The sequence below is a fragment of the Enterobacter cloacae complex sp. P2B genome (genome assembly GCF_014895985.1).
GTDB classification, from domain to species: Bacteria; Pseudomonadota; Gammaproteobacteria; order Enterobacterales; family Enterobacteriaceae; genus Enterobacter; species Enterobacter bugandensis.
The window spans coordinates 329,642-356,480 of the sequence record NZ_JADBQQ010000022.1; the positions used below are offsets into that span (position 1 = coordinate 329,642).

The window sequence follows — 26,839 nt, forward strand, 5'->3', positions numbered from 1 at the left end:
GGGGATATATCGGTTAGCTTCGTGACAGGTAATCGACGATTTTCTGTGTATCGGCAAGCGAACACAGGCGCGTTCCCTGATTGATGGTGGCGGCACTCCCCGCCGCGACGCCATAGCGCGTCATCTCCAGAAGTGATGCACCCTGCGCCAGCTTCAGCGCCATCGCGCCGACCATACTGTCGCCTGCGCCGACGGTGCTCTGGCTCTTCATTGGGGGCGGAACAACCTGCACAAAGCCCGTCTTGTCGACGGCCAGCGCACCCTGAGGACCGAGAGAGACGACAACGCGGTGCGCTTTGCCGCTGCGAACCAGTTCTTCTGCGGCAGTACGCACGTCATCCGGCTGGCTAAGTTCGCGATTAACAAGCGCACTCAGCTCTTTCTGGTTAGGCTTAACCAGCTCAAGCTGTCCGGGTTCTAATGCCGCCTGCAGGGCTTCGCCTGAACTGTCGACAATGCAGCGAATGCCGCGCTGAAGTACGGCATCAACCAGTGCTGTCAGCTTTTCTGTTTTGACGCCTGGCGGCAGGCTACCGCTGATGACCAGCAGCGAGCCGCTTTCAATGGTTAGCACCTTCTCTTCCAGCTGACGAAACTCATCATCGCTCAGCCTGGCGCCTGGCATAACGAAACGATACTGTTCCCCGCTGGACTCAACGTGGACATGCAGGTTCTGCCGGGTCCAGTCTTTGGCGTCTACGGTATCCACGGCAACCTGTTCATCGGCCAGCAAGGCAACAAGATGCTCCCCCGTGGCACCACCGGCCGGAAAGATGGCAGTCGCTTTACCGCCGAGGTGGGTAATCGCGCGCGCAACGTTAATCCCGCCGCCGCCCGGCTCAAATACGGGTGCGCTACAGCGTAGTTTACCTTCCGGGTAAATCTGCGGCGTTATGGTCGCGGAGTCGAGGGAAGGGGAGAGCGTCAGCGTATAAATAGAAGCCATCATAACCTCCTTTTAGCATGGGTTCTTTTAAGCCTGGCACCGATCGACAGGAAGGCAATGTAAATAACAGTATGATTTTAAAAATGAATGCTGACATAAATGCGATGAGGGATATATAAAATAAAACGCGTTTTGAGATCGTTCTTATTCAAAAAATGAAATAAGAAAATATTGCTATGTTATTTGCGCCTTTTTATAATTTGTTACCTTTCTCTGGACGCCTTGTCATTGATCCTCAAGAAAGTTTCCGAGACCGTGGTGGTCTCTTTTTTTGTTGTACGGACTCCTTAAATAAAATGAAGCTTTTGAAGACAGTACCCGCAGCACTGATGCTGGCGGGTGGCGTTTTTGCATCACTGAATGCAGCCGCCGATGACACCGTTTTTACTGTCATGGACGATCCCTCCACTGCCAAAAAACCGTTTGAAGGTAACCTGAACGCCGGGTATCTCGCCCAATCGGGTAATACGAAAAGCTCTTCTCTGACGGCGGACAGCACCCTGACCTGGTACGGCAATACCACTGCATGGTCGCTGTGGGGAAATGCCAGCAACACGTCCGCTAACGATGAACGCTCATCCGAGAAATACGCGGTCGGTGGACGTAGCCGTTACAACATGACCGACTATGACTACATCTTTGGTCAGGCAAGTTGGTTAACCGACCGCTTCAACGGCTATCGCCAGCGCGATGTGTTCACCGCCGGTTATGGTCGTCAGTTCCTGAATGGTCCGGTACACAGCCTCCGTTTCGAATTCGGTCCTGGTGTCCGCTATGACGAGTACACCAATGGCGAAAATGAAACCCAGCCGCTGGGCTATGCTTCCGGCACGTATGCCTGGCAGATGACCGACAACACCAAATTTACGCAGGGTGTTTCTGTGTTTGGTGCCGAGGATACGACGCTGAATTCCGAAAGCGCTTTGAATGTGGCTATCAATGAACACTTCGGTTTGAAATTGGCCTACAACGTGACCTGGAACTCTTCACCGCCAGAAACGGCACCGGATCATACCGATCGCAGAACCACGATTTCGCTGGGCTATAAAATGTAATCATAGCGGGCCGATGAAAGTGTCGGCCCGTTTTCATTATTATGGTTAACCCGCGCCAATAAATTCTCATCACGCGCAACGGCATTTATTTTTATTTGTACTTAGCCCCAAATCATTGCCGCCCACCGAAATAACAGCATTGCACCGCAGATGGCAACCAGCACCAGCACCATTTTCCAGTGTTTTACGGCAAATCGTTTTGTTGGCATAACCTAATCCTTGTTCGTTGATACGCATAGTCTATCAAACGGGGCCAAAAGATGCGCCTTCCCGGGAGCGATCGAGTTATGCCAACAAGGGGTCGGCTCAGAACCAGTGGAATCGTTCGGCGAGGATCAACACTAAACCTGTTGCGGAAAGGACGTTCAAAATCACAACCGTTCTACTGGATACATTCATGGTATGCACCTGTTGATATAAAAGGCATGTTCAAGAGTAGCCCAGCATGTCTGAAATGCGAGCGCCGGAGAGATGCAATCTGCAAATTTACGCTACGTGCCAGCCCATCATTCTGGCTGCAGAGGGTGCAATCTCCTTGCTGATAGTGTTAACATTACGTCGCTTGCCGTAAATCCGCATTAATCTGAATTCGGCAGGTGCATGATGACGAACCAATTTGACGATTGTTGGTCAGATGGTGTCGTAATCTATTGTCAAATCACGATTATTTTCTTTGTATATGCTCTTATGTGTGGGGCATCACTGCAAATAAGGATATAAAATGCCTGTAATTACTCTTCCTGATGGCAGCCAACGCCATTTCGACCACGCTGTTAGCCCTATGGATGTCGCCCTGGACATCGGTCCTGGCCTCGCGAAAGCGACCATCGCCGGCCGTGTGAACGGTGAGCTGGTTGATGCGTCCGATCTGATTGAAAACGATGCGACGCTTGCAATCATCACCGCGAAAGACGAAGAAGGTCTGGAGATCATTCGTCACTCCTGCGCACACCTGTTGGGTCATGCTATCAAGCAGCTGTGGCCAAACACCAAAATGGCGATCGGTCCGGTTATCGACAACGGTTTCTACTACGACGTTGATCTTGACCACACCCTGACCCAGGAAGATATCGACGCGCTCGAAAAACGTATGCACGAGCTCGCCGAGACCAACTATGACGTCATCAAGAAGAAAGTCAGCTGGCACGAAGCGCGTGAAACCTTCGTCAAGCGTGGCGAAAGCTATAAAGTCTCTATTCTCGATGAAAACATTGCTCATGATGACAAGCCTGGCTTGTACCATCATGAAGAATACGTCGACATGTGCCGTGGACCGCACGTGCCGAACATGCGCTTCTGTCATCATTTCAAACTGATGAAGATCGCCGGCGCCTACTGGCGTGGTGACAGCAACAACAAGATGTTGCAGCGTATCTATGGTACCGCGTGGGCGGATAAGAAAGCCCTGAACGCGTACCTGCAGCGCCTGGAAGAGGCCGCGAAGCGTGACCACCGTAAAATCGGTAAGCAGCTTGACCTGTACCACATGCAGGAAGAAGCGCCGGGTATGGTGTTCTGGCATAACGATGGCTGGACTATCTTCCGTGAACTGGAAACGTTCGTACGTTCCAAGCTGAAAGAGTACCAGTATCAGGAAGTGAAAGGCCCGTTCATGATGGACCGTGTGCTGTGGGAAAAAACCGGCCACTGGGACAACTACAAAGATGCGATGTTCACCACCTCGTCCGAGAACCGTGAATACTGCATCAAGCCAATGAACTGCCCGGGCCACGTTCAGATCTTCAACCAGGGTCTGAAATCCTACCGCGACCTGCCGCTGCGTATGGCGGAGTTCGGTAGCTGCCACCGTAACGAGCCATCAGGTGCGCTGCACGGTCTGATGCGCGTGCGTGGCTTTACTCAGGATGATGCGCATATCTTCTGTACTGAAGATCAGGTCCGTGATGAAGTTAACGCCTGTATTCGTATGGTCTACGATATGTACAGCACCTTTGGCTTCGAGAAGATCGTGGTCAAACTCTCAACGCGTCCGGAAAAACGTATCGGTAGCGATGAGACCTGGGATCGCGCAGAAGCGGATCTCGCCGTAGCGCTGGAAGAGAACGGTATTCCGTTCGAATACCAGCTGGGCGAGGGCGCATTCTACGGTCCGAAAATTGAATTTACCCTGTATGACTGCCTCGATCGCGCATGGCAGTGCGGTACTGTACAGCTGGACTTCTCCCTGCCGCAGCGTTTAAGCGCCTCTTATGTTGGCGAAGACAACGAGCGTCAGGTACCGGTCATGATTCACCGTGCTATTCTCGGTTCTCTGGAGCGCTTCATCGGCATCCTGACCGAAGAGTTCGCGGGCTTCTTCCCAACCTGGCTTGCGCCAGTGCAGGTCGTGGTGATGAACATTACCGATTCTCAGGCAGATTACGTTAAAGAATTGACGCAGAAACTACAAAATGCGGGCATTCGCGTAAAAGCAGACTTGAGAAATGAGAAGATTGGCTTTAAAATCCGCGAGCACACTTTACGTCGTGTCCCGTATATGTTGGTCTGTGGTGATAAAGAGGTGGAAGCAGGCAAAGTTGCCGTTCGCACCCGCCGTGGTAAAGACCTGGGCAGCCTGGACGTAAGTGAAGTGATTGAGAAGCTGCAACAAGAGATTCGCAGCCGCAGTCTTCAACAACTGGAGGAATAAGGTATTAAAGGCGGAAAACGAGTTCAAACGGCACGTCCGAATCGTATCAATGGCGAGATTCGCGCCCAGGAAGTTCGCTTAACAGGTCTGGAAGGCGAGCAGCTGGGGATTGTGAGTCTGAGAGAAGCGATCGAAAAGGCTGAAGAAGCTGGAGTAGATTTAGTTGAAATCAGCCCTAACGCCGAACCGCCAGTTTGTCGTATCATGGACTACGGCAAGTTCCTTTATGAAAAGAGTAAGTCTTCTAAGGAACAGAAGAAGAAGCAAAAAGTTATCCAGGTTAAGGAAATCAAATTCCGTCCTGGTACCGACGATGGCGATTATCAGGTAAAACTCCGCAGCCTGATTCGCTTTCTGGAAGATGGCGATAAGGCCAAGATCACACTGCGTTTCCGCGGTCGTGAGATGGCCCACCAACAGATTGGTATGGAAGTGCTTAACCGCGTCCGTGACGATCTGAGTGAACTGGCAGTAGTCGAATCCTTCCCTACGAAGATCGAAGGCCGCCAGATGATCATGGTGCTCGCTCCTAAGAAGAAACAGTAAGGCCTTCAAGCAGCAAAATCTGTGGAGCCTTCGGGTTTCATAGGTTTTGTTCGCCTATGTTTCGTTTATTTAACAATGCGAAGTGGAAGTTATTAAGATGCCAAAAATTAAGACCGTACGCGGTGCTGCTAAGCGCTTCAAAAAAACCGGTGGTGGTGGATTTAAGCGTAAGCACGCAAACCTGCGTCATATTCTGACCAAAAAATCTACTAAGCGTAAACGTCACCTGCGTCCAAAAGGCCTTGTTTCTAAAGGCGATCTGGGTCTGGTTATCGCGTGCCTGCCGTACGCATAAGCCGTTAACGTTTAATTTTTTACTAAGAATATAGATACAGGAGAGCACATATGGCTCGCGTAAAACGTGGTGTAATTGCACGTGCACGTCACAAGAAAATTTTGAAACAAGCTAAAGGCTACTACGGTGCGCGTTCACGCGTATACCGCGTTGCCTTCCAGGCTGTTATCAAAGCAGGTCAGTACGCTTACCGTGACCGTCGTCAGCGTAAGCGTCAGTTCCGTCAACTGTGGATTGCGCGTATCAACGCAGCAGCACGTCAGAACGGTATTTCTTACAGCAAATTCATCAACGGCCTGAAAAAAGCCTCTGTTGAAATCGACCGTAAGATCCTGGCTGACATCGCAGTATTCGACAAAGTAGCGTTCACCGCTCTGGTCGAAAAAGCGAAAGCAGCACTGGCATAAGCCAGTTGAGAGAGGGGGCCTGGCTCCCTCTTTTCATTTAACACCATCAGAAGATTGACATTTATCCGTGCAGGCTTTTCAATAAGGTCTTACCGGTTTTTACCCAACAAGGTAACGCAAGCATGAATGCTGCTATTTTCCGCTTCTTCTTTTACTTTAGCACCTGACTCCAGGAGGCTAGCGCGTGAAAGATGAAACGAAAAACAGCGCCAGATAAGCCTCCCGATGGAGGCTTTTTTTGTGCCTGAATTTGAGAGAATAACTCCACCAAATCGGTGTCTGCACCGACATAATGAGGAAAATCATGTCACATCTCGCAGAGCTGGTTGCCAGTGCAACAGCCGCCATTAATCAGGCCTCAGATGTTGCCGCGTTAGACAATGTCCGCGTCGAATATCTTGGGAAGAAAGGGCACCTGACCCTTCAAATGACAACCCTGCGTGAACTGCCGCCAGAAGAACGCCCGGCAGCGGGTGCGGTGATTAACGAAGCCAAAGAGCAGGTTCAGCAGGCGCTGAACGCGCGTAAGGCCGAGCTGGAGAGCGCGGTACTAAACGCGCGTCTTGCGGCAGAAACCATCGACGTTTCTCTGCCGGGTCGCCGTATTGAAAACGGTGGTCTGCATCCGGTTACCCGTACTATCGATCGTATTGAAAGTTTCTTCGGTGAGCTCGGCTTTACCGTGGCGACTGGCCCGGAAATCGAAGATGATTACCACAACTTCGACGCCCTGAACATTCCTGGCCATCATCCGGCACGCGCTGACCACGACACTTTCTGGTTTGACGCGACGCGTCTGCTGCGTACCCAGACCTCTGGCGTTCAGATCCGTACCATGAAGGATCAGGAACCACCAATCCGCATCATCGCGCCGGGCCGCGTGTATCGTAACGACTACGATCAGACCCACACCCCAATGTTCCACCAGATGGAAGGTCTGATTGTTGATAAAAACATCAGCTTCACCAACCTGAAGGGCACGCTGCACGATTTCCTGAACAACTTCTTTGAGGAAGATCTGCAGGTTCGTTTCCGTCCGTCCTACTTCCCGTTCACTGAACCGTCTGCGGAAGTTGACGTGATGGGTAAAAACGGCAAATGGCTGGAAGTGCTGGGCTGCGGCATGGTGCATCCAAACGTGCTGCGCAACGTGGGTATCGATCCGGAAGTATACTCCGGCTTTGCGTTCGGCATGGGCATGGAGCGTTTGACCATGCTGCGCTACGGCGTGACCGACTTACGTGCATTCTTCGAAAACGATCTGCGTTTCCTCAAACAGTTTAAATAAGGGCAGGACAGAACAATGAAATTCAGTGAACTGTGGTTACGCGAGTGGGTGAACACCACGCTGGACAGCGAAGCGCTTTCCAACCAGATCACCATGGCGGGCCTGGAAGTTGACGGCGTTGAGCCGGTTTCCGGTGCCTTCAACGGCGTCGTGGTGGGTGAAGTAGTCGAGTGCGGCCAGCACCCTAACGCTGACAAACTGCGCGTGACTAAAGTGAACGTAGGCGGCGACCGTCTGCTGGACATCGTCTGCGGTGCGCCAAACTGCCGTCAGGGCCTGAAGGTGGCCGTGGCTACCGTCGGTGCCGTACTGCCGGGTGATTTCAAAATCAAAGCGGCCAAGCTGCGCGGTGAGCCGTCTGAAGGCATGCTGTGCTCCTTCTCTGAGCTGGGTATTTCCGACGACCACAACGGCATCATCGAGCTGCCGCTGGATGCGCCAGTTGGCACCGATATCCGTGAATACCTGAAGCTTGATGACAATACTATCGAAATCAGCGTTACGCCAAACCGTGCCGACTGCTTAGGTATTATCGGCGTGGCGCGCGACGTGGCCGTACTGAACCAGACTGAACTCAACGCGCCGGAGATTGTCCCGGTTGAAGCGACCATCAGTGACGTGCTGCCGATTCAGGTTGACGCTGCTGATGCCTGCCCGCGCTACCTCGGTCGCGTGGTAAAAGGCATTAATGTTAAAGCGCCAACCCCGCTTTGGATGAAAGAGAAGCTGCGCCGCTGCGGTATCCGCTCAATCGACGCCGTGGTTGACGTCACTAACTACGTTCTGCTGGAGCTGGGCCAGCCGATGCACGCGTTCGATAAAGATCGTATCGACGGCGGCATCGTTGTGCGCATGGCGAAAGAGGGGGAAACCCTGGTGCTGCTGGACGGCACAGAAGCCAAACTGAACGCCGACACCCTGGTGATTGCTGACCACAGCAAAGCGCTGGCGATGGGCGGAATCTTTGGTGGCGAACACTCTGGCGTCAACGACGAAACGCAAAACGTCCTGCTCGAATGTGCGTTCTTCAGCCCGCTCTCCATCACCGGCCGCGCGCGCCGTCACGGCCTGCACACCGATGCGTCTCACCGCTACGAGCGCGGCGTTGACCCGGCGCTGCAGTACAAAGCGATGGAGCGTGCAACCCGCCTGCTGATCGACATCTGCGGCGGCGAAGCGGGCCCGGTTATTGACGTCACCAACGAAGCGACTCTGCCGAAGCGTGCGACCATTACCCTGCGCCGCAGCAAGCTGGATCGCCTGATTGGTCACCACGTTGCCGACGCGCAGGTGACCGACATCCTGACGCGCCTGGGCTGCGAAGTGACCGAAGGTCAGGACGAGTGGCAGGCCGTTGCGCCGTCATGGCGTTTCGACATGGAAATTGAAGAAGATCTGGTGGAAGAAGTGGCCCGTGTTTACGGCTACAACAACATCCCTGACGAGCCTGTGCAGGCGGGTCTGGTGATGGGCACCCACCGTGAAGCCGACCTGTCCCTGAAGCGTGTGAAAACCATGCTGAACGACAAAGGCTACCAGGAAGTGATCACCTACAGCTTCGTTGATCCTAAGCTGCAGCAGCTGATCCACCCGGGTCAGGAAGCGCTGATCCTGCCAAGCCCAATCTCCAGCGAAATGTCCGCGATGCGCCTGTCCCTGTGGACGGGCCTGCTGGGGACTATCGTTTACAACCAGAACCGCCAGCAAAACCGCGTGCGCATTTTCGAAAGCGGTTTGCGCTTTGTGCCGGATAATCAGGCAAATTTAGGCATCCGTCAGGATCTCATGCTGGCTGGTGCCATCAGCGGTAACCGCTACGAAGAGCACTGGGACCTGGCAAAAGGTACGGTTGATTTCTACGATATGAAGGGCGATCTGGAAGCGATTCTGGATCTGACCGGTAAATTATCTGAAATTGAGTTCCGCGCGGAAGCGATTCCTGCGCTTCATCCGGGCCAGAGCGCGGCGATTTATTTAGACGGCAAACGCGTTGGTTTCATTGGCGTTGTCCACCCGGAGCTGGAGCGTAAGCTGGACCTGAACGGCCGTACCATCGTGTTCGAGCTGGAGTGGAGCCCGGTTGCAGACCGCGTCATTCCTCAGGCGCAGGACGTCTCCCGCTTCCCGGCGAACCGCCGTGATATCGCGGTTGTGGTCGCTGAAAACGTGCCCGCAGCAGATATTTTGGCCGAATGTAAGAAAGTTGGCGTAAATCAGGTAGTTGGCGTAAACTTATTTGACGTGTACCGCGGCAAGGGCGTAGCAGAAGGTTTCAAGAGCCTCGCTATCAGCCTTATCCTTCAGGATACCAGCCGTACACTCGAAGAAGAGGAGATTGCCGCTACCGTCGCCAAATGTGTAGAGGCATTAAAAGAGCGATTCCAGGCATCATTGAGGGATTGAACCTATGGCGCTTACAAAAGCTGAAATGTCAGAATATCTGTTTGATAAGCTTGGGCTTAGCAAACGGGATGCCAAAGAGCTGGTAGAGCTGTTTTTCGAAGAGATCCGTCGTGCTCTGGAAAATGGTGAGCAGGTAAAACTCTCCGGTTTTGGCAATTTTGATTTGCGAGACAAAAACCAACGTCCGGGCCGTAACCCGAAGACGGGGGAAGATATTCCCATTACAGCCCGCCGCGTGGTGACCTTCAGACCCGGCCAGAAGTTAAAGAGCCGCGTCGAAAACGCAACGCCTAAAGCAGAGTAATATGAACTAACCAAAAAGGCCGCCCACGCGGCCTTTTTTCTTTGCGCTCTCCGGCAAACACGCCGTAAAATCAATTACATCACTCGCTAACAAACCGTACACATGCTTGATTATGCTCATCGCCAGCACCGTTCCGATCGGCGTCGCCTGCTTCTGCTGGCGCTGCTGCTTATTCTTGCCGCGGGTATTAGCCTCTGCGCAGGCGACAGCTGGATCGGGCCTGAAAGCTGGCTGGGGCCTGACGGGCAGCTCTTCGTCTGGCAAATTCGCCTGCCGCGCACCGTCGCGGTGATCCTGGTCGGCGCCGCGCTGGCGCTGTCTGGCACCATTATGCAGGCGCTGTTCGAAAACCCGCTGGCGGAGCCCGGCCTGCTGGGGGTGTCGAACGGTGCAGGCGTCGGGCTGATTGCGGCGGTGATGCTGGGCGGGGGAGGACTCTCCGGCTGGAGCATTAGCCTGAGCGCCATTCTCGGCGCACTGCTGATCACAGTCATTCTTCTTCGCTTCGCCAGACGTCACCTGTCGACCAGCCGGCTGCTGCTTGCCGGCGTCGCGCTGGGGATCATCTGTAGCGCGCTGATGACCTGGGCGGTCTACTTCTCGACCTCCTTTGACCTGCGTCAGCTCATGTACTGGATGATGGGCGGCTTTGGCGGCGTTGACTGGCACCAGGGCTGGCTAATGGCGCTGCTGGTGCCGGTCATCGCGTGGGCTGCGCTGCAGGCCCAGCCGCTGAATCGGCTCGCGCTGGGGGAAATCTCTGCCCGCCAGCTCGGCATGCCGATTGGTTTCTGGCGTAACGTACTGGTCATTGCCATTGGCTGGCTGGTAGGCGTGAGCGTGGCCCTGGCGGGGGCGATTGGCTTTATCGGGCTGGTCATTCCGCACATGCTGCGTCTTTGCGGCTTCACGGATCATCGAACCTTGCTTCCGGCCTCGGCGGTTGCCGGGGCAGCCACGCTGCTGGTGGCCGACATCATCGCCCGTCTCGCCCTGACGGCCGCAGAATTGCCTGTTGGCGTGGTGACCGCAACGCTGGGCGCGCCAGTCTTTATCTGGCTACTATTAAAAGCTGGACGTTAAATCGACAACCTGAGGAAATGCTATGCAGTCAGATATCCTGAATACCGAAGTGACCACCATTGATGGGGATAACACCACGCTGGAAGGCTACAAAGGCAAGGTGTTGCTCATCGTCAACGTGGCATCGAAATGCGGCCTGACGCCGCAGTACGAGCAGCTGGAGAATATTCAGAGGGCCTGGGAGAAAGACGGTTTTACCGTGCTGGGCTTCCCTTGCAACCAGTTCCTGGGCCAGGAGCCGGGCAGCGAAGAAGAGATCAAAACCTTCTGCAGCACCACTTATGGCGTGACGTTCCCGATGTTCAGCAAAATTGACGTCAACGGTGAAGACCGCCATCCGCTGTATGCGAAGCTGATTGCCGCCGCGCCGAAGGCCGTTGCGCCGGAAGAGAGCGGTTTTTACGAGCGCATGGCCAGCAAAGGCCGCGCGCCGCTCTATCCGGACGATATTCTGTGGAACTTCGAAAAATTCCTGATTGGCCGTGACGGCCAGGTCGTTCAGCGTTTTTCGCCGGATATGACGCCTGAGGACCCGATCGTCATGGAATCTATTAAGCTGGCGCTGGCGAAATAATGTCGCTGCTGATGCAGCTCACGGACGTCGCCGAGAAGGGGCGTCTGGAGCCGGTAACCTGCGACATCAATTCGGGTGAAATCCTGCATCTCGTCGGGCCAAACGGCGCGGGTAAAAGCACGCTGCTGGCGCGGATGGCGGGGCTGACCACCGGGCCAGGGCAGATTACGCTGCTGGAACATGCTTTGGTCGACTGGTCACCCGCCTCGCTGGCCCACCGGCGCAGCTACCTGGTGCAGCAGCAGGTACCGCCTTTTGCGATGCCGGTCTGGCATTATCTGATGCTGCATCTGCACGACAAACAGCATACGGCACTGCTGGAGGAAGTGGCTGCGGCGTTAGGGCTGGAAGATAAACTGTCCCGGCATGCCAGCCAGCTTTCCGGAGGGGAATGGCAGCGGGTGCGTCTGGCGGCGGTCATTCTGCAGATCCATCCCGCGGGCAATCCTCACGGGAGGATGCTGCTGCTGGATGAACCGATGAGCGGTCTGGATGTTGCCCAGCAGGCGGCGCTGGATAGCCTGCTAAGCGCTCTGAGCAGAAAAGGTATCGCCGTAGTGATGAGCAGCCACGATCTTAACCATACGTTACGTCACGCCCATCGCGTGTGGCTCCTGTCGCGCGGCAGGATGATCGCCAGCGGTACGCGGGATCGGGTTCTTACGCCGCCAAATCTTGCCCGCGCCTACAACATGTCGTTCCGCAGGCTGGATATAGAGGGACATAAGATGCTGATTTCTACCGGGCAGGAGTAACCGTTTCTTGCCTGTGAACACAATTGCACGCTAAATTACCAAAAGAACAATAAAAGCAGAGGATTCGTCTGAAAATGCGATTCTGGTTTCTCTTCGTGGCGGCACTCTTTCTTGCGGGATGCAGCAGCCATCGTGCACCGCCGCCTAATCCGCGGCTATCGGATTCTATCACCGTTATTGCCAGCCTTAACGATCAGCTGAGCAACTGGCGCGGCACGCCTTACCGCTACGGCGGCATGAGCCGCGGCGGGGTGGACTGCTCTGGCTTTGTCCTGATGACGTTTCGTGACAAGTTTGATTTACAGCTTCCGCGAGACACGCGCAAGCAGGCGGAAATAGGCACTGAAATTGATAAAGACGATCTCCTTCCCGGTGATCTGGTCTTTTTCAAAACCGGATCGGGAGAAAGCGGCCTGCATGTTGGGATATATGATACAGACAATAAGTTTATTCATGCCTCTACCAGCCGCGGCGTGATGCGCTCTTCTCTCGATAACGTGTACTGGCGTAAAAATTTCTGGCAGGCGCGACGTATTTAGACTGCCCGAACACGTTTCTTATGTCGGCATGGTAACTATTAAACCATGCCGTTTTTCTCAAATAAGCTGATTAAAGTTAAATTTACCTAAATTAGCAACATCCTTATGTGTCTGTTTTATCTAAAACTGGCTATTATTCAGTAACCAGGATAAGATTATTTTAGATTCAGGGATAAATCTGAAAATTAATACGGAACTAATGAAATTAAACTTATTAAAATCAAGACAGTGGAATTGTGTCAGCAATTGCTCCAGGATGTCCTCTCTCATCTTTAATGCGGGGCGAGTGCAATGATTATTACGCTAGATAATGCTTACCAGTCTGAACTGATGCTTCTGCCTGCCCGTAATAGCGCAGGCGAGCTAAAAGGTTTAGAAATACTGGTTAACTTTACTGGCGTCGGCACCGATGTGAGGATCCCCACTGAGCTCGTTATCCCTCGGCTTTCAGCGGCAGAGGAGTTAGCGCTGTTTAACGAAAAACTGCAATTGCTTGATACCTGTAAACTGTTTTTTATTCAGCATCAGTTAATTGCATGGATCAATATTACACCAGCAATTGTTGAGTTTTTATTAAGTAATGGGAATGCTGTTTCAATTCTTGAGCGTTATCCGTTTCTTGAGTTTACTGTTAATGAGAACTATCCAGGTTTAAATAACGGAAAGGACGATCTGCAGCTGGCAAGAATGGCGATCCATTTTCCGCTGGTGCTGGCAAACTTTGGTGCTGGTGCTGCATCGCTCAAGGCCGTCTATGATGGATTATTTAAACGGGTTATTCTTGATAAAGGATTCATCCAGCAGCGTGCTTCTGAGCTTTCTTTTGAGCCTTTTATGCGCGCGATCCTCTGGCAAATAACGCCGCACTGCCAGTCGGTGATCGTCTCCGGCATTGACGACCACGGTTTGCTGCAGCGCGTTCTGTCCTTCAATTTTGGTGCCATGCAGGGTGCGCTCTGGCCAGCCGTCTCGGCGGAGCACGTCACGACGCTGGTCCAGCAGCGATAACCCTGCCTTTCGCCCGTGTTTAAGTCCGGGTAAACCCTCTACACTAAAGGCAGGAGGACTTATGACCCTGTCTTTTACTGCTCACTGGCATGACGAGTTGCCTGGCTTTTACACCGCACTCAAACCAACACCGTTACATAATTCACGTCTTATCTGGCATAACGATCGGCTGGCCGATGAGCTGGCCATTCCGCCCGATCTGTTTCAGCGTTCAGGCAGTGCTGGCGTCTGGGGAGGTGAAACGCTTCTCCCCGGTATGCAGCCTCTGGCTCAGGTCTATAGCGGACACCAGTTTGGCGTCTGGGCGGGGCAGCTGGGTGACGGCAGGGGGATCCTGCTCGGCGAACAACGGCTTCCCAACGGGGAGACGGTTGACTGGCATCTGAAAGGCGCAGGTCTTACCCCTTACTCACGAATGGGCGACGGGCGCGCGGTATTGCGGTCAACGATACGCGAAAGTCTGGCATCCGAAGCGATGCATGCGCTGGGGATTCCCACCACCCGCGCGCTGTCGATCGTCACCAGCGACACGGCGGTGACGCGCGAAACGGTGGAAAAGGGGGCGATGCTGATGCGCATAGCGCAAAGCCATCTCCGCTTTGGTCATTTTGAGCACTTTTACTATCGCCGCGAGCCGGACAAGGTTCGCCAGCTCGCGGACTTCGCCATTCGCCACCACTGGGCGCATCTGCAGGATGAGGCGGATAAATACGTTCTCTGGTTCCGGGACGTGGTTGCCCGTACCGCCACGATGATTGCGCGCTGGCAAACGGTAGGCTTTGCTCACGGGGTCATGAATACGGACAATATGTCGATTCTCGGCCTGACCTTTGATTACGGTCCGTTTGGTTTCCTGGACGATTATCAGCCGGGGTATATCTGCAACCATTCTGACTATCAGGGGCGTTACAGCTTTGACAATCAGCCGGCGGTTGGGCTGTGGAACCTCCAGCGGCTTGCACAAACCTTATCGCCGTTTATCGACGTTGATGCCCTGAATGATGCGCTCGACAGCTATCAGGACCTTTTGCTGCGGGAATACGGCACGCTGATGCGTAACAAGCTGGGGCTGATGACCCAGGAGAAGGGCGACAACGACATCCTCAACGGCCTGTTTACCCTGATGGCGCGTGAAGGGAGCGATTACACCCGCACCTTCCGAATGCTGGGCCAGACGGAGCAGCACAGCGCCGCCTCGCCGCTGCGCGACGAGTTTATTGACCGTCAGGCGTTTGACGACTGGTTTGCACAGTACCGCACGCGGCTGCAGCAGGAGCAGGTAGACGACGCTACCCGTCAGGCGCAGATGAACGCAGCGAATCCCGCGATGGTATTACGCAACTGGCTGGCGCAGCGGGCGATTGAGCAGGCAGAGCAGGGGGAGTACGACGAGTTACACCGGCTGCATCTGGCGTTGCGCACGCCGTTTGCCGACCGGGATGATGACTACGTCAGCCGCCCGCCCGACTGGGGCAAGCGGCTGGAGGTCAGCTGCTCAAGCTAGCGATTTTAGCCGGGCGGCGACGTTGCCTTACCCGGCCTGTTCATCACTGAGCAACCCAGCCGCCATCCATATTCCACGCAGCGCCGCGAACGTTCACGGCGCCGTCGCTGCACAAAAATAGCGCCAGCTCGCCCAGCTGTTCCGGGGTAACAAACTCCCCCGAAGGCTGTTTCTCCGCCAGAAGCTGTTCGCGAGCCTGCTCCGGCGGTACGCCGTCCGCGATACGTTTGTCGATTTGCTGCTGCACCAGCGGGGTCAGTACCCAGCCGGGGCAGATAGTATTGGCGGTAATACCCGTGCGCGCGGTTTCCAGCGCCAGGGATTTGGTAAAGCCCACCACGCCGTGCTTGGCCGCAACGTAGGCCGATTTCTCTTTCGACGCGACCAGCCCGTGAACGGAGGCGATATTGATGACGCGCCCCCAGTTTTTATCCCGCATGGTCGGCAGCGCCAGCCGGCTGGTGTGAAACACCGCGGAAAGATTAATGGCGATAATGTCGTTCCATTTCTCTACCGGGAAGGCGTCAACCGGGGCCACGTGCTGGATCCCGGCGTTGTTCACAAGAATGTCCACGCCGCCAAACTGCGATTCGGCGTAGCGCATCATGGCCTCAATCTGCAATACGTCCCGCAGATCCGCATCGTGATAGCCCGGCTTTTTGCCCAGTTGCGCAATCTCTTCCCGTGCCGAGGCGCTGTCGCCGAAGCCGTTGAGGATCAGCTGCGCGCCCGCCTTCGCCAGCACGCGGGCGATCCCCAGACCAATGCCGCTGGTTGAGCCGGTGACCAGGGCGGTTTTACCGTTCAGATTCATTTTTCTCTCCTTACACAATGCCGGTCAGATAGAACACGGCAATGACAAAAAGTACTGCCAGACTTTTAATGATGGTGATAGCGAAAATGCCGCCGTAGGCCTGGCGATGGCTCAGGCCGGTGATAGCCAGCAGGGTAATCACCGCGCCGTTATGGGGAAGGGTATCCATCCCGCCGCTCGCCATCGAGGCCACGCGGTGCAGCACCTCAAGCGGGATATTGGCCGCATGGGCGGCGGCGACAAACGAGTCGGACATGGCGGCAAGGGCAATACTCATCCCGCCGGACGCCGAACCGGTGATCCCCGCGAGCACGGTCACGCTGATGGCCTCATTTAGCAGCGGATTCGGAATGGCCGCCAGCGCTTTGGATAACACCAGGAACCCAGGCAGCGCCGCGATAACCGCGCCGAAACCGTATTCCGAGGCGGTATTCATCGCCGCCAGAATGGCTCCGCTCACCGCCGTTCGGCTGCCTTCAGCCAGACGCCCCCGGATATTGCGAAAGCCAAAAATCAGCACCAGCACGATACCGGCGATCAGCGCCGCCTCCACGGCCCAGATGGCGGTGATCTTGCTCACCTCGGTCACAATCGGTTTCGCCAGGCCAGGCAGGGTAAGCTCGTGACTCACGCCGTACCAGCCGGGGATCCAGCGGGTAAACAGCAGGTTCAGTATGCCCACCACCAGCAGCGGGGAGATAGCAATCAGCGGATGCGGGAGATTAATGTTATCCGGCGTCTCGGGTTCATTTTTCAGATCCGTGCCGTAACCTTCATTATTATTGAGCGCCTTCCGGCGCTGGCGCTCCAGCCAGAGCAGGCCAAAGATGATAATAAACAGAGAGCCGATAAGCCCCAGCCACGGGGCCGCCCAGGCGTTCGTGCCGAAGAAGCTGGTGGGGATGATATTCTGGATCTGCGGCGTGCCGGGCAGGGCGTCCATGGTAAACGAGAATGCCCCCAGCGCCACGGTGGCCGGGATCAGCCGCTTAGGGATGCCGCTCTGGCGAAACAGCTCGGCGGCAAACGGGTACACCGCAAACGCCACCACGAACAGCGAAACGCCGCCGTAGGTTAACAGCGCGCATACCAGGACAATCACCGGGATGGCGTGTCGACGCCCGAGGATCTGGATTGCGGCGGCGACGATGGAGCGTGAGAAGCCGGAAAGCTCAATCAGCTTGCCAAACACCGCACCCAGCAGGAACACCGGGAAGTAGAGCTTGACGAAGCCCACCATCTTTTCCATAAACAGGCCGGTAAACGTCGGGCCGACGGCACCCGGATCGGTCAGCAGCACGGCACCGAGCGCCGCGATCGGCGCAAACAAAATAACGCTGTATCCGCGGTAGGCCGCCAGCATCAGCAGTGCCAGCGCCGCCAGGGCTATTAACACACTCATTATGACTCCTCACTTTACTTATTATTCGGATACCAACGAGAGGTTTAACGCTCGACGGTCAGGGCAATGCCTTGTCCGCCGCCTACGCACAGGGTGACGAGCCCTTTTTTGACGTCACGGCGCTGCATTTCGTACAGCAGGGTCACGAGGATTCGGCAGCCGGAAGCACCAATCGGATGGCCCAGGGCGATGGCACCGCCGTTAACGTTGACCTTGTGCTCATCCCAGCCGAGCTGCTGGCCCACCGCCAACGCCTGGGCGGCAAAGGCTTCATTGGCTTCAATGAGGTCCACCTCGTCGAGCGTCCAGCCCGCCCGCGCCAGCGCCGTCCGGCAGGCGCTGACCGGGCCCATGCCCATTACTGACGGGTCAACGCCCGTCACGGCGTAACTCACGATGCTGCCAAGGACAGGCAATCCGCTCTCCCGCGCCTTTTCCTCGCTCATCAGCAGCACCGCGGCGGCACCGTCGTTGAGCGTGGAGGCATTCCCCGCCGTGACGGTGCCTTCCTCGTGCAAAAAGGCGGGGCGCAACTGCGCAAGCTGCTCTGCGGTAGTGCCTGGTCGGGGCTGTTCGTCACGATCAATAACCAGCGGCGGCTTTTTACCCTGTTTCACCGTCACCGGCGCTATCTCGGCGTCAAGCCGGCCGGACTCAATGGCGGACGCCGCTTTTTGCTGCGAGCGGGCGGCGAAGGCGTCCTGCTGCTCGCGGGAAATGTCATACTCGCGGGCAACGTTTTCAGCGGTGATCCCCATGTGGTAATCGTTGAATGCGTCCCACAGGCCGTCGGTAATCATGCTGTCCTTGAGGCCCGCATGCCCGAAACGTAGCCCGGCACGTGCGCCGTCCAGCAGATACGGGGCGTTGCTCATGCTCTCCTGACCGCCGGCGATAACCACCTCCGCGTCGCCGCAGCGGATCGCCTGGGCGGCGAGCTGGACCGCTTTTAAGCCCGCGCCGCACACCAGGTTGACGGTGGTCGCCGGCGTGCTGACGGGCAATCCGGCGCCGATGGCCGTCTGGCGGGCGGGGTTTTGCCCGCATCCGGCCGTCAGCACCTGGCCGAAAATCAGTTCGTCTACCTGTTCGGCGCTGAGACCACTGTTCTCCAGCAGGTGCCGTACCGTGACGGCCCCAAGCTCAACCGCAGCAAGGGACGAGAGCGATCCGCGAAAACTGCCAATGGGGGTTCGCGTTGCCCCGACAATCATGACCTTTTTCATGCTGACCCCTCAGGTGAAGCGCATCTCGCGCACGTCGTCCGCCACAATGATTTTCCCTGCCGTTTTACGCACGATCTCGTCAATACTGACGCCCGGGGCGTATTCCCGCAGGATGAACGCGCCGTCCTGAATTTCCAGCAGCGCGAGATCGGTCAGGACCCGACGGATACAGCCCGCGCCCGTGAGCGGCAGCGTGCAGCGCGGCAGCAGCTTCGACTCACCGCTCTTTGAGGCGTGGGTCATCACCACAATGATGTTCTGCGCCCCGGCAACGAGATCCATCGCGCCGCCCATGCCCTTCACCATCTTTCCGGGGATCATCCACGAGGCGATGTTGCCCTCCACGTCGACTTCAAATGCGCCCAGCACGGTCAGGTCCACGTGGCCGCCGCGGATCATGGCAAACGACTGGGCCGAGTCGAAAATGGCCGCGCCGGTCCGCGCTGTCACGGTCTGTTTACCGGCGTTGATCATGTCAGGATCAAGGGTTTGCTCGTCGGGAAAAGCCCCCATCCCCAGCAGGCCGTTTTCCGACTGCAGCATCACCTCCATCCCGTCCGGAATGTAGTTCGCCACCAGGGTAGGGATGCCGATCCCCAGGTTGACGTAATAACCGTCACGCAGCTCGCGGGCGACGCGCATGGCCATCTGTTCACGGGTTAACATCGTCACACTCCTTGCGCGCGCAGGGTGCGCTGCTCAATGCGTTTTTCAAACTGGCCGACAATCAGCCTGTCGACGTAAATTCCCGGGGTGTGAATGGCCGACGGGGGCAGTTCACCCGGCGGAACAATCTCTTCCACCTCCACCACCGTGATCCGGCCCGCCGTTGCCATCAGCGGATTAAAGTTTTGCGCGGTATGGCGATAGATTACGTTGCCGTACCAGTCCGCTTTCCACCCCTTGATCAGCGCGAAATCGCCGACGATCGCCTCCTCGAGGATGTAGTGCTTGCCCGCGAACTGGCGCACGTCCTTGCCGGTCGCCACGGGCGTGCCGTAGCCGGTGGCCGTATAAAACGCCGGAATACCGGCCCCGCCCGCGCGCACCTTTTCCGCCAGCGTGCCCTGCGGCGTAAGCTCAATTTCCAGCTCGCCACTCAGCACCTGCTGCTCAAACAGCGCGTTCTCGCCGACGTAAGAGGCCACCACTTTGCGAACCTGCCGCGTTTCGAGCAGTATCCCCAGGCCGAATCCATCCACGCCGCAGTTGTTTGACACCACGGTCAAATCTCTCACCTGACGGCGCCGGACCTCCGCAATCAGGTTCTCCGGAATGCCGCACAGGCCGAAGCCGCCCGCCAGTAAGGTCATTCCGTCCGTCAGCCCCTCCAGCGCCTGCGCATAGCTGCCGACGCGCTTATCCAGTCCTGCCATAGTCATCCCTCCCATTAACCGTGCCGGTATCATTAGGGGCGGCGACTCATTTGTTAATTTTGAATTTGTGACCCACTCATTTGGTTTTCTTATTAATTTCCTGTTAACTAATTCTTTTCAATTAGTTAACAGGATGAAAAATGAGAATGAGTGTCAAACAGTTACGCGCGTTTTTAGCGGTAGCTCACACTCTCAATTTCGCGCACGCCAGCGAACGCTTAAATCTCTCCCAGCCGGCCCTGAGCCTGACGATTAAGAGTCTGGAAGACGCGCTCGGCGGCCCGCTGCTGCAGCGGAGCACGCGCAAGGTTGCCCTCACACAGGAAGGGGAGACGTTTCTGCCGATGGCGCGGCAACTGCTTGCCGACTGGGATAATGTGGAGGAGGCGATGCACCAGTGCTTTACCCTGCAGCGCGGCAAAATCTCGGTCGCGGCGATGCCGTCATTTGCCGCCAACGTTTTACCGGAGGTGCTCAAGGCGTTTCGCGATCGCCACGCCGGGATCAACGTCACCGTGCATGACGTCATTAACGAGCAGGTGATTGAGATGGTGCGGGAAGGGCGGGTTGAGATGGGGATCGCCTTTGAGCCGGCCCCCACGCACAACCTGCTGTTTACACCGCTGGGGCTCGACAGGTTTGTCGCCATTGTGCCGAAGGACTCCGCGCTCGCGGGCAAAAAGCGGCTGGCCTGGGAAGAGCTACTGACGCTGGATTTTATTACCCTGCAGCGCCCATCGGCGGTACGTCTGATGATGGAGGAGGAGCTGGCCCGAAGCGGCAGAAAGCTGGACGTGGCGCTGGAGAGTCATCAGCTGGTGACGGTAGGTCGCATGGTCGCCAGCGGGCTGGGCGGCAGTGCCGTACCGGCGCTCTGCGAAGCGCAGATGACGGCGCTGGGCGCGGTCTGTATACCGCTGGATAATCCGCCCATTGAAAAGTGCATCGGAGCAATCCATCCGGGGCACACGCAGCTCTCTAAAGCGGCGCATGCCCTGCTGGAAACGCTGAAGGATTTTTACCAGCCCGCTCACGGGGCGAGAAATACCTGCGGTACGGGGTGATCCGGATGGCTGCCGACGCGCACCTGCGCGCCGTACCAGCGCGCCAGCGTCCCGGCCTGCAGCACGTCCTCCGGTGTGCCACTGGAGACCAGCCTGCCGTTGTGCAACAGCAGAATGCGATCCGCCCACAGCGCCGCCAGATTGAGATCGTGCAGCACCACGCACACGTGGAGATGACCCCGACGGGTCAGGGATTTCATTAGGCGCAGCAGATGCTGCTGGTGGTAGAGATCCAGCGCGGAGGTGGGCTCATCAAGAAACAGCCAGCCGCGCGGGGCTCCGTCGCACCAGAGCTGGGCCAGCGCGCGGGCGAGCTGGATCCGCTGCTGCTCGCCGCCGGAGAGCGTCGAATAACGTCTGCCCGCCAGCGGTAAACAGCCCGTTATCGCCATCACTTCCTCAACTACCGACGCTTCAGGGGAGCGAGTCCAGGGCGCGCGTCCCATACCGACCACCGCGTCCACCGGCCAGTCGAATCCGGGCTGAGTATTCTGGCGCATCACCGCCCGGTAGCGCGCGAGGGTATCCGGCGGCCAGTCCGCAAGCGGCGTTCCGGCCAGAGTGCAGCGTCCGCTTGCGGGCTTGAGATAGCCGGTAAGCAGCCGTAATAACGTCGATTTCCCGGCACCGTTGGGGCCAATCAGGGCGACCAGCTCACCCTGAGAGAGGGTAAGCGACACATCGTCGATCAGCGTCCGCTGCCCGGCGTGAAAGAAAATCTTCTCTGCACAATAGCGTTCAGCCATGCGTACCTCCGCGACGAAAGATAAGCCACAGGAACCACGGCGCGCCGAGAAGGCTGGTCAATAACCCGACGGGCATCTCCGCCGGAGAGACCAGGGTGCGCGCCAGCGTGTCGGCAACCAGCAGCAGCAGCGCACCGGCCAGCACCGAGCCGGGTACGACGGCCCGGTGGTCGGCCCCCAGCCACATGCGCATCAGGTGCGGCACCACAAGGCCAATAAAGCCGATCACGCCGCTGACGGCTACCGCCGCGGCAACCAGCAGGGCGCTGCACAGCAGCAGGATCCGCTGTACCATCGCGACATCCACCCCGAGATAGTGCGCCTCTTCATCGCCCAGCTGCAGCAGGTTGAGCGGGGCGGCCAGCCGCCAGATAATCAGCACCGCGGGCACCATCAGCGACGTTACCGCCAGCAGGGTGGACCACTGCGCCTGCCCGAGGCTGCCCATTCCCCAGAGGGAAAGCTGGCGAAGCTGGGCATCGTTGCTGAGCCATGAGAGCACCCCGACGGCCGCGCCGCACAGGGCGTTGATGGCGATCCCCACCAGCAGCAGGCGGGACAGGGAGTCGTGACGCTGCTGGCTGAGCAGGAAGATAATAACGGTTGCGGCCAGCGCGCCGAGGAACGCCGCGAGCATCGGGGCATACAGCATCAGCAGGGCAGGTAACGCGGCGGGAATGACCACCCACAGCGCCACCGCCAGCGCCGCGCCGCTGCTGATCCCCAGCAGACCCGGGTCTGCCAGCGGGTTGCGGAAAAGCCCCTGCATCACACAGCCGGCCAGCGCCAGCGCTCCGCCAATCACCAGCGCCAGCAGTACGCGGGGCAGGCGAATGGTAAGCCAGATCTGACGCATGGCCTCATCGCTGCCGCTCCACAGCAGGCTGACCGGCAGGTGCAGTGCCCCAAACCCGGTCGCGGTGAGCGTCATGATGCTCAGGATCGCGGCCAGCATCCACAACGACAAGGCGATCCGCCGGGACATCAGGGCAGTTGCTCCGCTTTGGCGCGCAGCTGCTGGATGGCATCCGGCGTTCGCACGCTGAAGCCCAGCAGCGCCATATCATCAATCGCCAGCATCTGCCTGTTCCGTCCCGCCGGGGTTTGCGCCAGACCGGGCAGCTTCCACAGGTTTTCTTCGCCGCCCAGCGCGTTCACGCCGTCCTGCGAAATCACCACCAGATCGGGCTGGCTGGCAATGACCCCTTCCTGAGACAGCGGCTGATAGCGGGTGAATCCCTGCATCGCATTCTGCAGCCCGGCTGCACGGATGGCAGCGTCTGCGCCGGTCTGCTGCCCGGCGGCCATTGCGGTCATTCCCCCGTGGTTGAGGATAAACAGCGCCCGCTTGTTGAGGGGCGCGGAGGGCAGGGCCGCCAGCGCCTGACGCAGCGTGTGGCGCAGGGCTTCCCCCTCGGCTTCACGGTGCGTAGCGTTGGCAATCACCCGAACCTTTTCGTCAATGACGCTCAGGTCGTTGCGGCCGGGAACGGTTACTACCCTGACGTGACTTTGTTCGACCTGCTTCAACGCCAGAGACGGCTGCGCCTGGTCGCTGGCCAGCACCAGCGTGGGGCGCATGGACAAAATGCCTTCGGCGTTAAGCTGGCGTAAATATCCCACGTCAGGCAGATCGTTTGCCGCCTGCGGCCACTGGCTGGTGCTGTCGCGCGCGACCAGCGAAGACTGCGCGCCAAGCGCGTAGACAATCTCCGTCACGTCGCCGCCAAGGGCGACAATTTTCTCCTGCGCGGCGGCAAACGCCACCAGAGGCAGGGCGCTCAGCAGGGCTAACCACGTTTTCATGCGGCCAGCCCTTTTGGCGTCAGGGCGTCAATCTGGCTGCGCCACTGGCTCTGCTCCGGCTCACCTTCGGTACGCTGGCCGTAAAGCTGGGCGATTTGCGTGCCGTCGGCGGCAAACAGCTCCAGGCTGGTGACGTGGCCGTCAGACGTGGGTTTGCGCGTCACCCAGCTCTCTGCGATCGTCTCCTCCAGCAGATGCAGGGTAAAGGCAGGGTTAAAGACGTTTAGCCAGCCTTTCATCGGCACGACTTTTTCCACCGCGCCGGTGAAGATCTGCACGCAGCCGCGGTTGCCGACGAAGACCATGATTTCGTTGCCGTCCCGGCGTGCCGCTTCCAGCAGCTGTGCCAGCGCGCTGTTCTCCACCTTACAGGCCAGGTCGTCGCCCACCAGGCGAAACGCCTGCTGACGGCTGAGATTGTGGCGCTTGAGCAGGCTGAAGAACTGATGCACGTCGGTCATGGCGCGCCACTCCTTGTCCACGAGAGCGGTATCCGCGTTTTCGGCGTGAGCCGGGACATCCCCAGCGCTCAGCTCAAGCGGCGGGTTATCGGCAAAGATAAAGCGGGTCAGCACGTCGCCCCAGGCGGCGAGGTCGGTGTTGTCCGTGGTGTAGACCTTCAGCACCGCATCGCCCTGACGATCGAAGAACTGAATGCTCTGTCGCTCGCCGCGGGCGGTGGTTTCGCTGAGGTGAAACGCGCTCGCCCACTGGTTGAGGAACAGGCGCAGATCCAGCGCGCGCGGGTTCAGCACCAGCCCGGCGTGGCCGTTCAGGTGCTGGTTGGTGAAGCTGCCCACCTGCTCGTGAACGGCATACTCGTTGCGGCAGATGCACTTGGTTTCACCCACGGCTTCCAGCGCGCCCAGAATATCGCGGATTTCGCCGCGCAGTCGCCAGGCGTCATGGCCCACGCGGGAAAAGGTCAGCTCCGCTTCGCTGATGTTCATTAACCCTGCGATGTCTCGCGCATACTTACCCGGATTTTCTTCTTTTAGCTCAAGCCAGCGTGCGTAGTGATGCATTGTCTTATCCTTCTGAAGAGTGGCCCCGAAGGGAATTACCACTGATAGCTTACGAAAATCTTGCCGTTACGACCGTCCTGCGGAATACCCTGCGGAGACCAGTACTCCTTATCGAAGGCGTTGCCGAGCACCAGCGTGGTGGTGACGCCCTTGAGCTGCTCCTGGCCCTTATAGCTGACGTAGAAATCATTAACCGCATAGCCCGGCTGCTTGCTGTAGCTGCTGCTGACGTGGGTTGAGCGATCGGCAAAGGTGCCGATCCAGCCCACGGAGAAACCGCTTTGCGCCACCGGAACGTCCAGCTTGCTGGTGACGGTATCCGGGTTAATGCTGGAGATGTACTCGCCCGTATCGGTGTCTTTCCCGCGCGTGCGGTTATAGGCCACGTCGAGGCTAAACAGATCGGCCGAGTATTTTGCCATCATGTCCCAGCCCCAGATTTTGGCGTTCGGAACGTTGTACGACATGGTGGTCGCCGCGGCAAAATCGACGGTTGTGGAGATATAGTCTTTGGCTTTGGTATCGAAATAGCTGGCCTTAAACTCCAGCGCATCGTTGGCAAGCATCAGATCGTCAAAGCGCAGGCCAAAACCAAACTCCTGCGTTTCGTTGGTTTCCGGGCGCAGGTTCGGGTTCGGCACCCAGTAGTTGGTGTAGAAGCGGCCAATGGAGAAGTGTTTGGCGTCGTTATACATCTCACCCATGGTCGGCGCGCGGAAGGCCTGCGCGTAAGATCCGAACAGCATCAGCCAGTCGGTGGGGCTGACGGTTAACCCGGCGCGGGAGGACCATTTATCGGCATCGACATCGTCGTAGCCATTGCTGCTGCCGCGGTAGTTGTCATACCGCGTGCCGCCCAGCAAGGTGATCGGCAGATCGCGCAGGGTGATTTCATCCTGCAGCCAGCCGGAGCTGAAGTCGATTTTCGCCTCCGGGAAGCCGGTCGTGGCCCCGCCCGGACGCTGCTCCTGACGATAATATTCTCCGCCGTAGGTCAGCAGGTGAGAGGCAAAAGAGTCGCTGAACAGGCGGGTTCGGTTTTCCACCTTGCCGCCTTTGGTGGTCTGCTTGCGGAACTCGCCGGTGCTGTCGATGTTCTGGGCATTAATGCGCGCTTCGGACCAGTAAACCTTCGCTTCGGCGTTCAGCCAGTCGTATCCTTCCGGCGCAATGTGGTAGCCAACCTGCGCATCGCGCTGGATGGTGGAGCGGTCGGTCATCGGGTTGCTGCTATTGGCATCAGAGGTTTGCGGGTTTTTCGGCTCCTGCGCGGCGTTGTTGTAGTAGCGCAGGGCGCCGCTGAGCGTCTGGGCCTGGTCGATTTTCCAGCTGCCTTTTGCCAGCATGTTATTGATGGATTCGTCGTTCGGCGCCGTCGCACCGTCGCTCTGGCGGATATCGCCGCGGTCGCGGCTGGACCACGATACCAGGCCGTCCAGGGTATCGGTACGACCATAGGCGCTGGCCCCCAGGCCGAGGCTGTGGTCCCCCGTTGCGCCGGTACCAAACACGCGATAACCGCTGTTTTTGCCCGGTTCCAGCAGATCTTTGGCGTCGACGGTGTCATAGGAGATGACACCACCCAGCGCGCCGCTGCCGTAGAGCAGCGCAGACGGACCACGCACCACTTCAATACGTTTAATCAGCGCCGGATCGAGGAACGTGCTGTTGAGGTGCCCGGTGTCGGTACCCTGGCGCACGCCGTCGACCAGCACCAGAACGCCGCGGCGGTCGTAGCCGCGCAGGTTAACGTCCTGTCCGTTGGTGCGGCCGGTGCCGTCCAGCGTCAGACCGGGCACGTTGCGCAGCAGGTCGGCGGCAGAGCTGGCGGTCTGTTTTTCCGGGGCGGTGGCGTCAACCACGCTCACCATCATCGGGGCTTCGAAGGCGCTACGGGCGTTGCCTGTGGCGGTGACGGTTATTTCATCTGCGGCAGCAAACGCGGCGCCCGGCAGGGTGCTGACAATCGCCAGCGCCAGAAGGGACGGGCGTAAACGTGCGGTATGCAGGTGTAGCATAGCAA

Annotated in this window: 29 protein-coding genes and 1 other annotated feature; of the genes, 16 read left to right on the forward strand and 13 right to left on the reverse strand. The window is 57.6% G+C overall.

Annotation, left to right across the window (positions count from 1 at the left end):
• Window positions 1-13: 13 nt before the first annotated feature.
• Window positions 14-946 (reverse strand): 6-phosphofructokinase II, encoded by a 933-nt coding sequence (gene pfkB / locus IM313_RS20225; RefSeq protein ID WP_041910452.1) that lies wholly within the window; start codon window positions 944-946, stop codon window positions 14-16.
• A gap of 296 nt (window positions 947-1,242) precedes the next feature.
• Here pfkB and IM313_RS20230 point away from each other — a divergent pair, with 296 nt between their 5' ends.
• The gene (locus IM313_RS20230; protein WP_028012813.1) at window positions 1,243-2,001 is read left to right on the forward strand and encodes a YdiY family protein; all 759 of its coding nucleotides are present in this window, start codon (window positions 1,243-1,245) and stop codon (window positions 1,999-2,001) included.
• Window positions 2,002-2,102: 101 nt separating this feature from the next.
• On the opposite strand, the gene yniD is transcribed toward IM313_RS20230, so the two are convergent.
• Both yniD and yncL read right to left on the reverse strand, forming a co-directional pair.
• Complete coding sequence (gene yniD, locus IM313_RS20235) at window positions 2,103-2,210, reverse strand: small membrane protein YniD (RefSeq protein ID WP_088205299.1); 108 nt, start codon at window positions 2,208-2,210, stop codon at window positions 2,103-2,105.
• A 97-nt stretch (window positions 2,211-2,307) separates the two neighbouring features.
• A complete protein-coding gene (gene yncL / locus IM313_RS20240) occupies window positions 2,308-2,400 on the reverse strand; it encodes a stress response membrane protein YncL (protein WP_072032007.1) in 93 nt (30 codons plus the stop codon).
• A 322-nt stretch (window positions 2,401-2,722) separates the two neighbouring features.
• Here yncL and thrS point away from each other — a divergent pair, with 322 nt between their 5' ends.
• The 14 genes from thrS to selO all read left to right on the forward strand — a co-directional run bounded on the left by thrS (window position 2,723) and on the right by selO (window position 15,357).
• Window positions 2,723-4,651, forward strand: coding sequence for a threonine--tRNA ligase (thrS, locus tag IM313_RS20245; protein WP_028012814.1), 1,929 nt, complete (start codon window positions 2,723-2,725; stop codon window positions 4,649-4,651).
• Window positions 4,652-4,654: 3 nt separating this feature from the next.
• Entirely contained in the window at window positions 4,655-5,197 is a 543-nt protein-coding gene (infC, locus tag IM313_RS20250; protein ID WP_023616141.1) for a translation initiation factor IF-3, read from the forward strand.
• A gap of 97 nt (window positions 5,198-5,294) precedes the next feature.
• Window positions 5,295-5,492: a 50S ribosomal protein L35 gene (gene rpmI, locus IM313_RS20255; RefSeq protein WP_003030583.1), complete on the forward strand. Its 198-nt coding sequence runs from the start codon at window positions 5,295-5,297 to the stop codon at window positions 5,490-5,492.
• A 50-nt stretch (window positions 5,493-5,542) separates the two neighbouring features.
• Window positions 5,543-5,899, forward strand: a complete 357-nt coding sequence (rplT, locus tag IM313_RS20260) for a 50S ribosomal protein L20 (RefSeq protein WP_000124850.1) — start codon at window positions 5,543-5,545, stop codon at window positions 5,897-5,899.
• A 117-nt stretch (window positions 5,900-6,016) separates the two neighbouring features.
• Window positions 6,017-6,141, forward strand: a sequence feature (Phe leader region).
• Entirely contained in the window at window positions 6,022-6,066 is a 45-nt protein-coding gene (gene pheM / locus IM313_RS20265) for a pheST operon leader peptide PheM (protein ID WP_001386830.1), read from the forward strand. (Overlaps the previous feature by 45 nt.)
• A 62-nt stretch (window positions 6,142-6,203) precedes the next feature.
• Window positions 6,204-7,187: a phenylalanine--tRNA ligase subunit alpha gene (gene pheS, locus IM313_RS20270; protein ID WP_010426091.1), complete on the forward strand. Its 984-nt coding sequence runs from the start codon at window positions 6,204-6,206 to the stop codon at window positions 7,185-7,187.
• A gap of 15 nt (window positions 7,188-7,202) precedes the next feature.
• Window positions 7,203-9,590 carry a phenylalanine--tRNA ligase subunit beta gene (gene pheT, locus IM313_RS20275; protein ID WP_059356917.1) on the forward strand — a complete coding sequence of 796 codons (2,388 nt, stop codon included), beginning with the start codon at window positions 7,203-7,205 and terminating at the stop codon, window positions 9,588-9,590.
• 4 nt (window positions 9,591-9,594) lie between these two features.
• Window positions 9,595-9,894 (forward strand): integration host factor subunit alpha, encoded by a 300-nt coding sequence (ihfA, locus tag IM313_RS20280; RefSeq protein WP_003857805.1) that lies wholly within the window; start codon window positions 9,595-9,597, stop codon window positions 9,892-9,894.
• Window positions 9,895-9,996: 102 nt separating this feature from the next.
• The gene (gene btuC, locus IM313_RS20285; RefSeq protein WP_045261582.1) at window positions 9,997-10,977 is read left to right on the forward strand and encodes a vitamin B12 ABC transporter permease BtuC; all 981 of its coding nucleotides are present in this window, start codon (window positions 9,997-9,999) and stop codon (window positions 10,975-10,977) included.
• A 22-nt stretch (window positions 10,978-10,999) separates the two neighbouring features.
• On the forward strand, window positions 11,000-11,551 hold the full coding sequence (locus tag IM313_RS20290; RefSeq protein WP_192970936.1) for a glutathione peroxidase: 552 nt from the start codon (window positions 11,000-11,002) through the stop codon (window positions 11,549-11,551).
• Window positions 11,551-12,306, forward strand: coding sequence for a vitamin B12 ABC transporter ATP-binding protein BtuD (gene btuD, locus IM313_RS20295; protein WP_047368358.1), 756 nt, complete (start codon window positions 11,551-11,553; stop codon window positions 12,304-12,306). The genes IM313_RS20290 and btuD overlap by 1 nt, the downstream gene beginning before the upstream one ends.
• 74 nt (window positions 12,307-12,380) lie before the next feature.
• Window positions 12,381-12,845 (forward strand): C40 family peptidase, encoded by a 465-nt coding sequence (locus IM313_RS20300; protein ID WP_192970937.1) that lies wholly within the window; start codon window positions 12,381-12,383, stop codon window positions 12,843-12,845.
• 291 nt (window positions 12,846-13,136) lie between these two features.
• Complete coding sequence (locus IM313_RS20305) at window positions 13,137-13,853, forward strand: EAL domain-containing protein (RefSeq protein ID WP_028012821.1); 717 nt, start codon at window positions 13,137-13,139, stop codon at window positions 13,851-13,853.
• 61 nt (window positions 13,854-13,914) lie between these two features.
• Window positions 13,915-15,357 carry a protein adenylyltransferase SelO gene (selO, locus tag IM313_RS20310; protein ID WP_049000734.1) on the forward strand — a complete coding sequence of 481 codons (1,443 nt, stop codon included), beginning with the start codon at window positions 13,915-13,917 and terminating at the stop codon, window positions 15,355-15,357.
• A gap of 43 nt (window positions 15,358-15,400) precedes the next feature.
• On the opposite strand, the gene IM313_RS20315 is transcribed toward selO, so the two are convergent.
• From IM313_RS20315 to IM313_RS20335, 5 genes are read right to left on the reverse strand one after another with little or no spacing between them, the layout of a single operon-like run.
• Window positions 15,401-16,171, reverse strand: coding sequence for a 3-hydroxybutyrate dehydrogenase (locus IM313_RS20315; protein ID WP_048959435.1), 771 nt, complete (start codon window positions 16,169-16,171; stop codon window positions 15,401-15,403).
• 10 nt (window positions 16,172-16,181) lie between these two features.
• The gene (locus IM313_RS20320) at window positions 16,182-17,576 is read right to left on the reverse strand and encodes a GntP family permease (protein ID WP_192971188.1); all 1,395 of its coding nucleotides are present in this window, start codon (window positions 17,574-17,576) and stop codon (window positions 16,182-16,184) included.
• A gap of 41 nt (window positions 17,577-17,617) precedes the next feature.
• Complete coding sequence (locus IM313_RS20325) at window positions 17,618-18,799, reverse strand: acetyl-CoA C-acetyltransferase (protein ID WP_192970938.1); 1,182 nt, start codon at window positions 18,797-18,799, stop codon at window positions 17,618-17,620.
• Window positions 18,800-18,808: 9 nt separating this feature from the next.
• On the reverse strand, window positions 18,809-19,465 hold the full coding sequence (locus IM313_RS20330) for a CoA transferase subunit B (RefSeq protein ID WP_192970939.1): 657 nt from the start codon (window positions 19,463-19,465) through the stop codon (window positions 18,809-18,811).
• A 2-nt stretch (window positions 19,466-19,467) separates the two neighbouring features.
• Entirely contained in the window at window positions 19,468-20,175 is a 708-nt protein-coding gene (locus IM313_RS20335) for a CoA transferase subunit A (protein ID WP_049000745.1), read from the reverse strand.
• Between the two features lie 140 nt (window positions 20,176-20,315).
• On the opposite strand from IM313_RS20335, the gene IM313_RS20340 reads away from it, so the two are divergent.
• Window positions 20,316-21,239, forward strand: coding sequence for a LysR family transcriptional regulator (locus IM313_RS20340; protein ID WP_032644866.1), 924 nt, complete (start codon window positions 20,316-20,318; stop codon window positions 21,237-21,239).
• Here the strand turns inward: IM313_RS20340 and IM313_RS20345 are convergent.
• Genes IM313_RS20345 through IM313_RS20365 form a run of 5 tightly spaced genes read right to left on the reverse strand, consistent with a single transcriptional unit; the run spans window position 21,206 to window position 26,834 of the window.
• A complete protein-coding gene (locus tag IM313_RS20345) occupies window positions 21,206-21,985 on the reverse strand; it encodes a heme ABC transporter ATP-binding protein (protein ID WP_047365443.1) in 780 nt (259 codons plus the stop codon). The two genes, IM313_RS20340 and IM313_RS20345, sit on opposite strands and share 34 nt — an antisense overlap.
• Window positions 21,978-22,970 carry an iron ABC transporter permease gene (locus tag IM313_RS20350; RefSeq protein WP_192970940.1) on the reverse strand — a complete coding sequence of 331 codons (993 nt, stop codon included), beginning with the start codon at window positions 22,968-22,970 and terminating at the stop codon, window positions 21,978-21,980. Before IM313_RS20350 ends, IM313_RS20345 begins: the two co-directional genes overlap by 8 nt.
• Window positions 22,970-23,791 (reverse strand): hemin ABC transporter substrate-binding protein, encoded by an 822-nt coding sequence (locus tag IM313_RS20355; RefSeq protein ID WP_192970941.1) that lies wholly within the window; start codon window positions 23,789-23,791, stop codon window positions 22,970-22,972. The genes IM313_RS20350 and IM313_RS20355 overlap by 1 nt, the downstream gene beginning before the upstream one ends.
• Window positions 23,788-24,816 (reverse strand): hematinate-forming heme oxygenase ChuS, encoded by a 1,029-nt coding sequence (chuS, locus tag IM313_RS20360; RefSeq protein ID WP_192970942.1) that lies wholly within the window; start codon window positions 24,814-24,816, stop codon window positions 23,788-23,790. Before chuS ends, IM313_RS20355 begins: the two co-directional genes overlap by 4 nt.
• 35 nt (window positions 24,817-24,851) lie before the next feature.
• Complete coding sequence (locus IM313_RS20365) at window positions 24,852-26,834, reverse strand: TonB-dependent hemoglobin/transferrin/lactoferrin family receptor (RefSeq protein WP_192970943.1); 1,983 nt, start codon at window positions 26,832-26,834, stop codon at window positions 24,852-24,854.
• Window positions 26,835-26,839 lie beyond the last annotated feature (5 nt).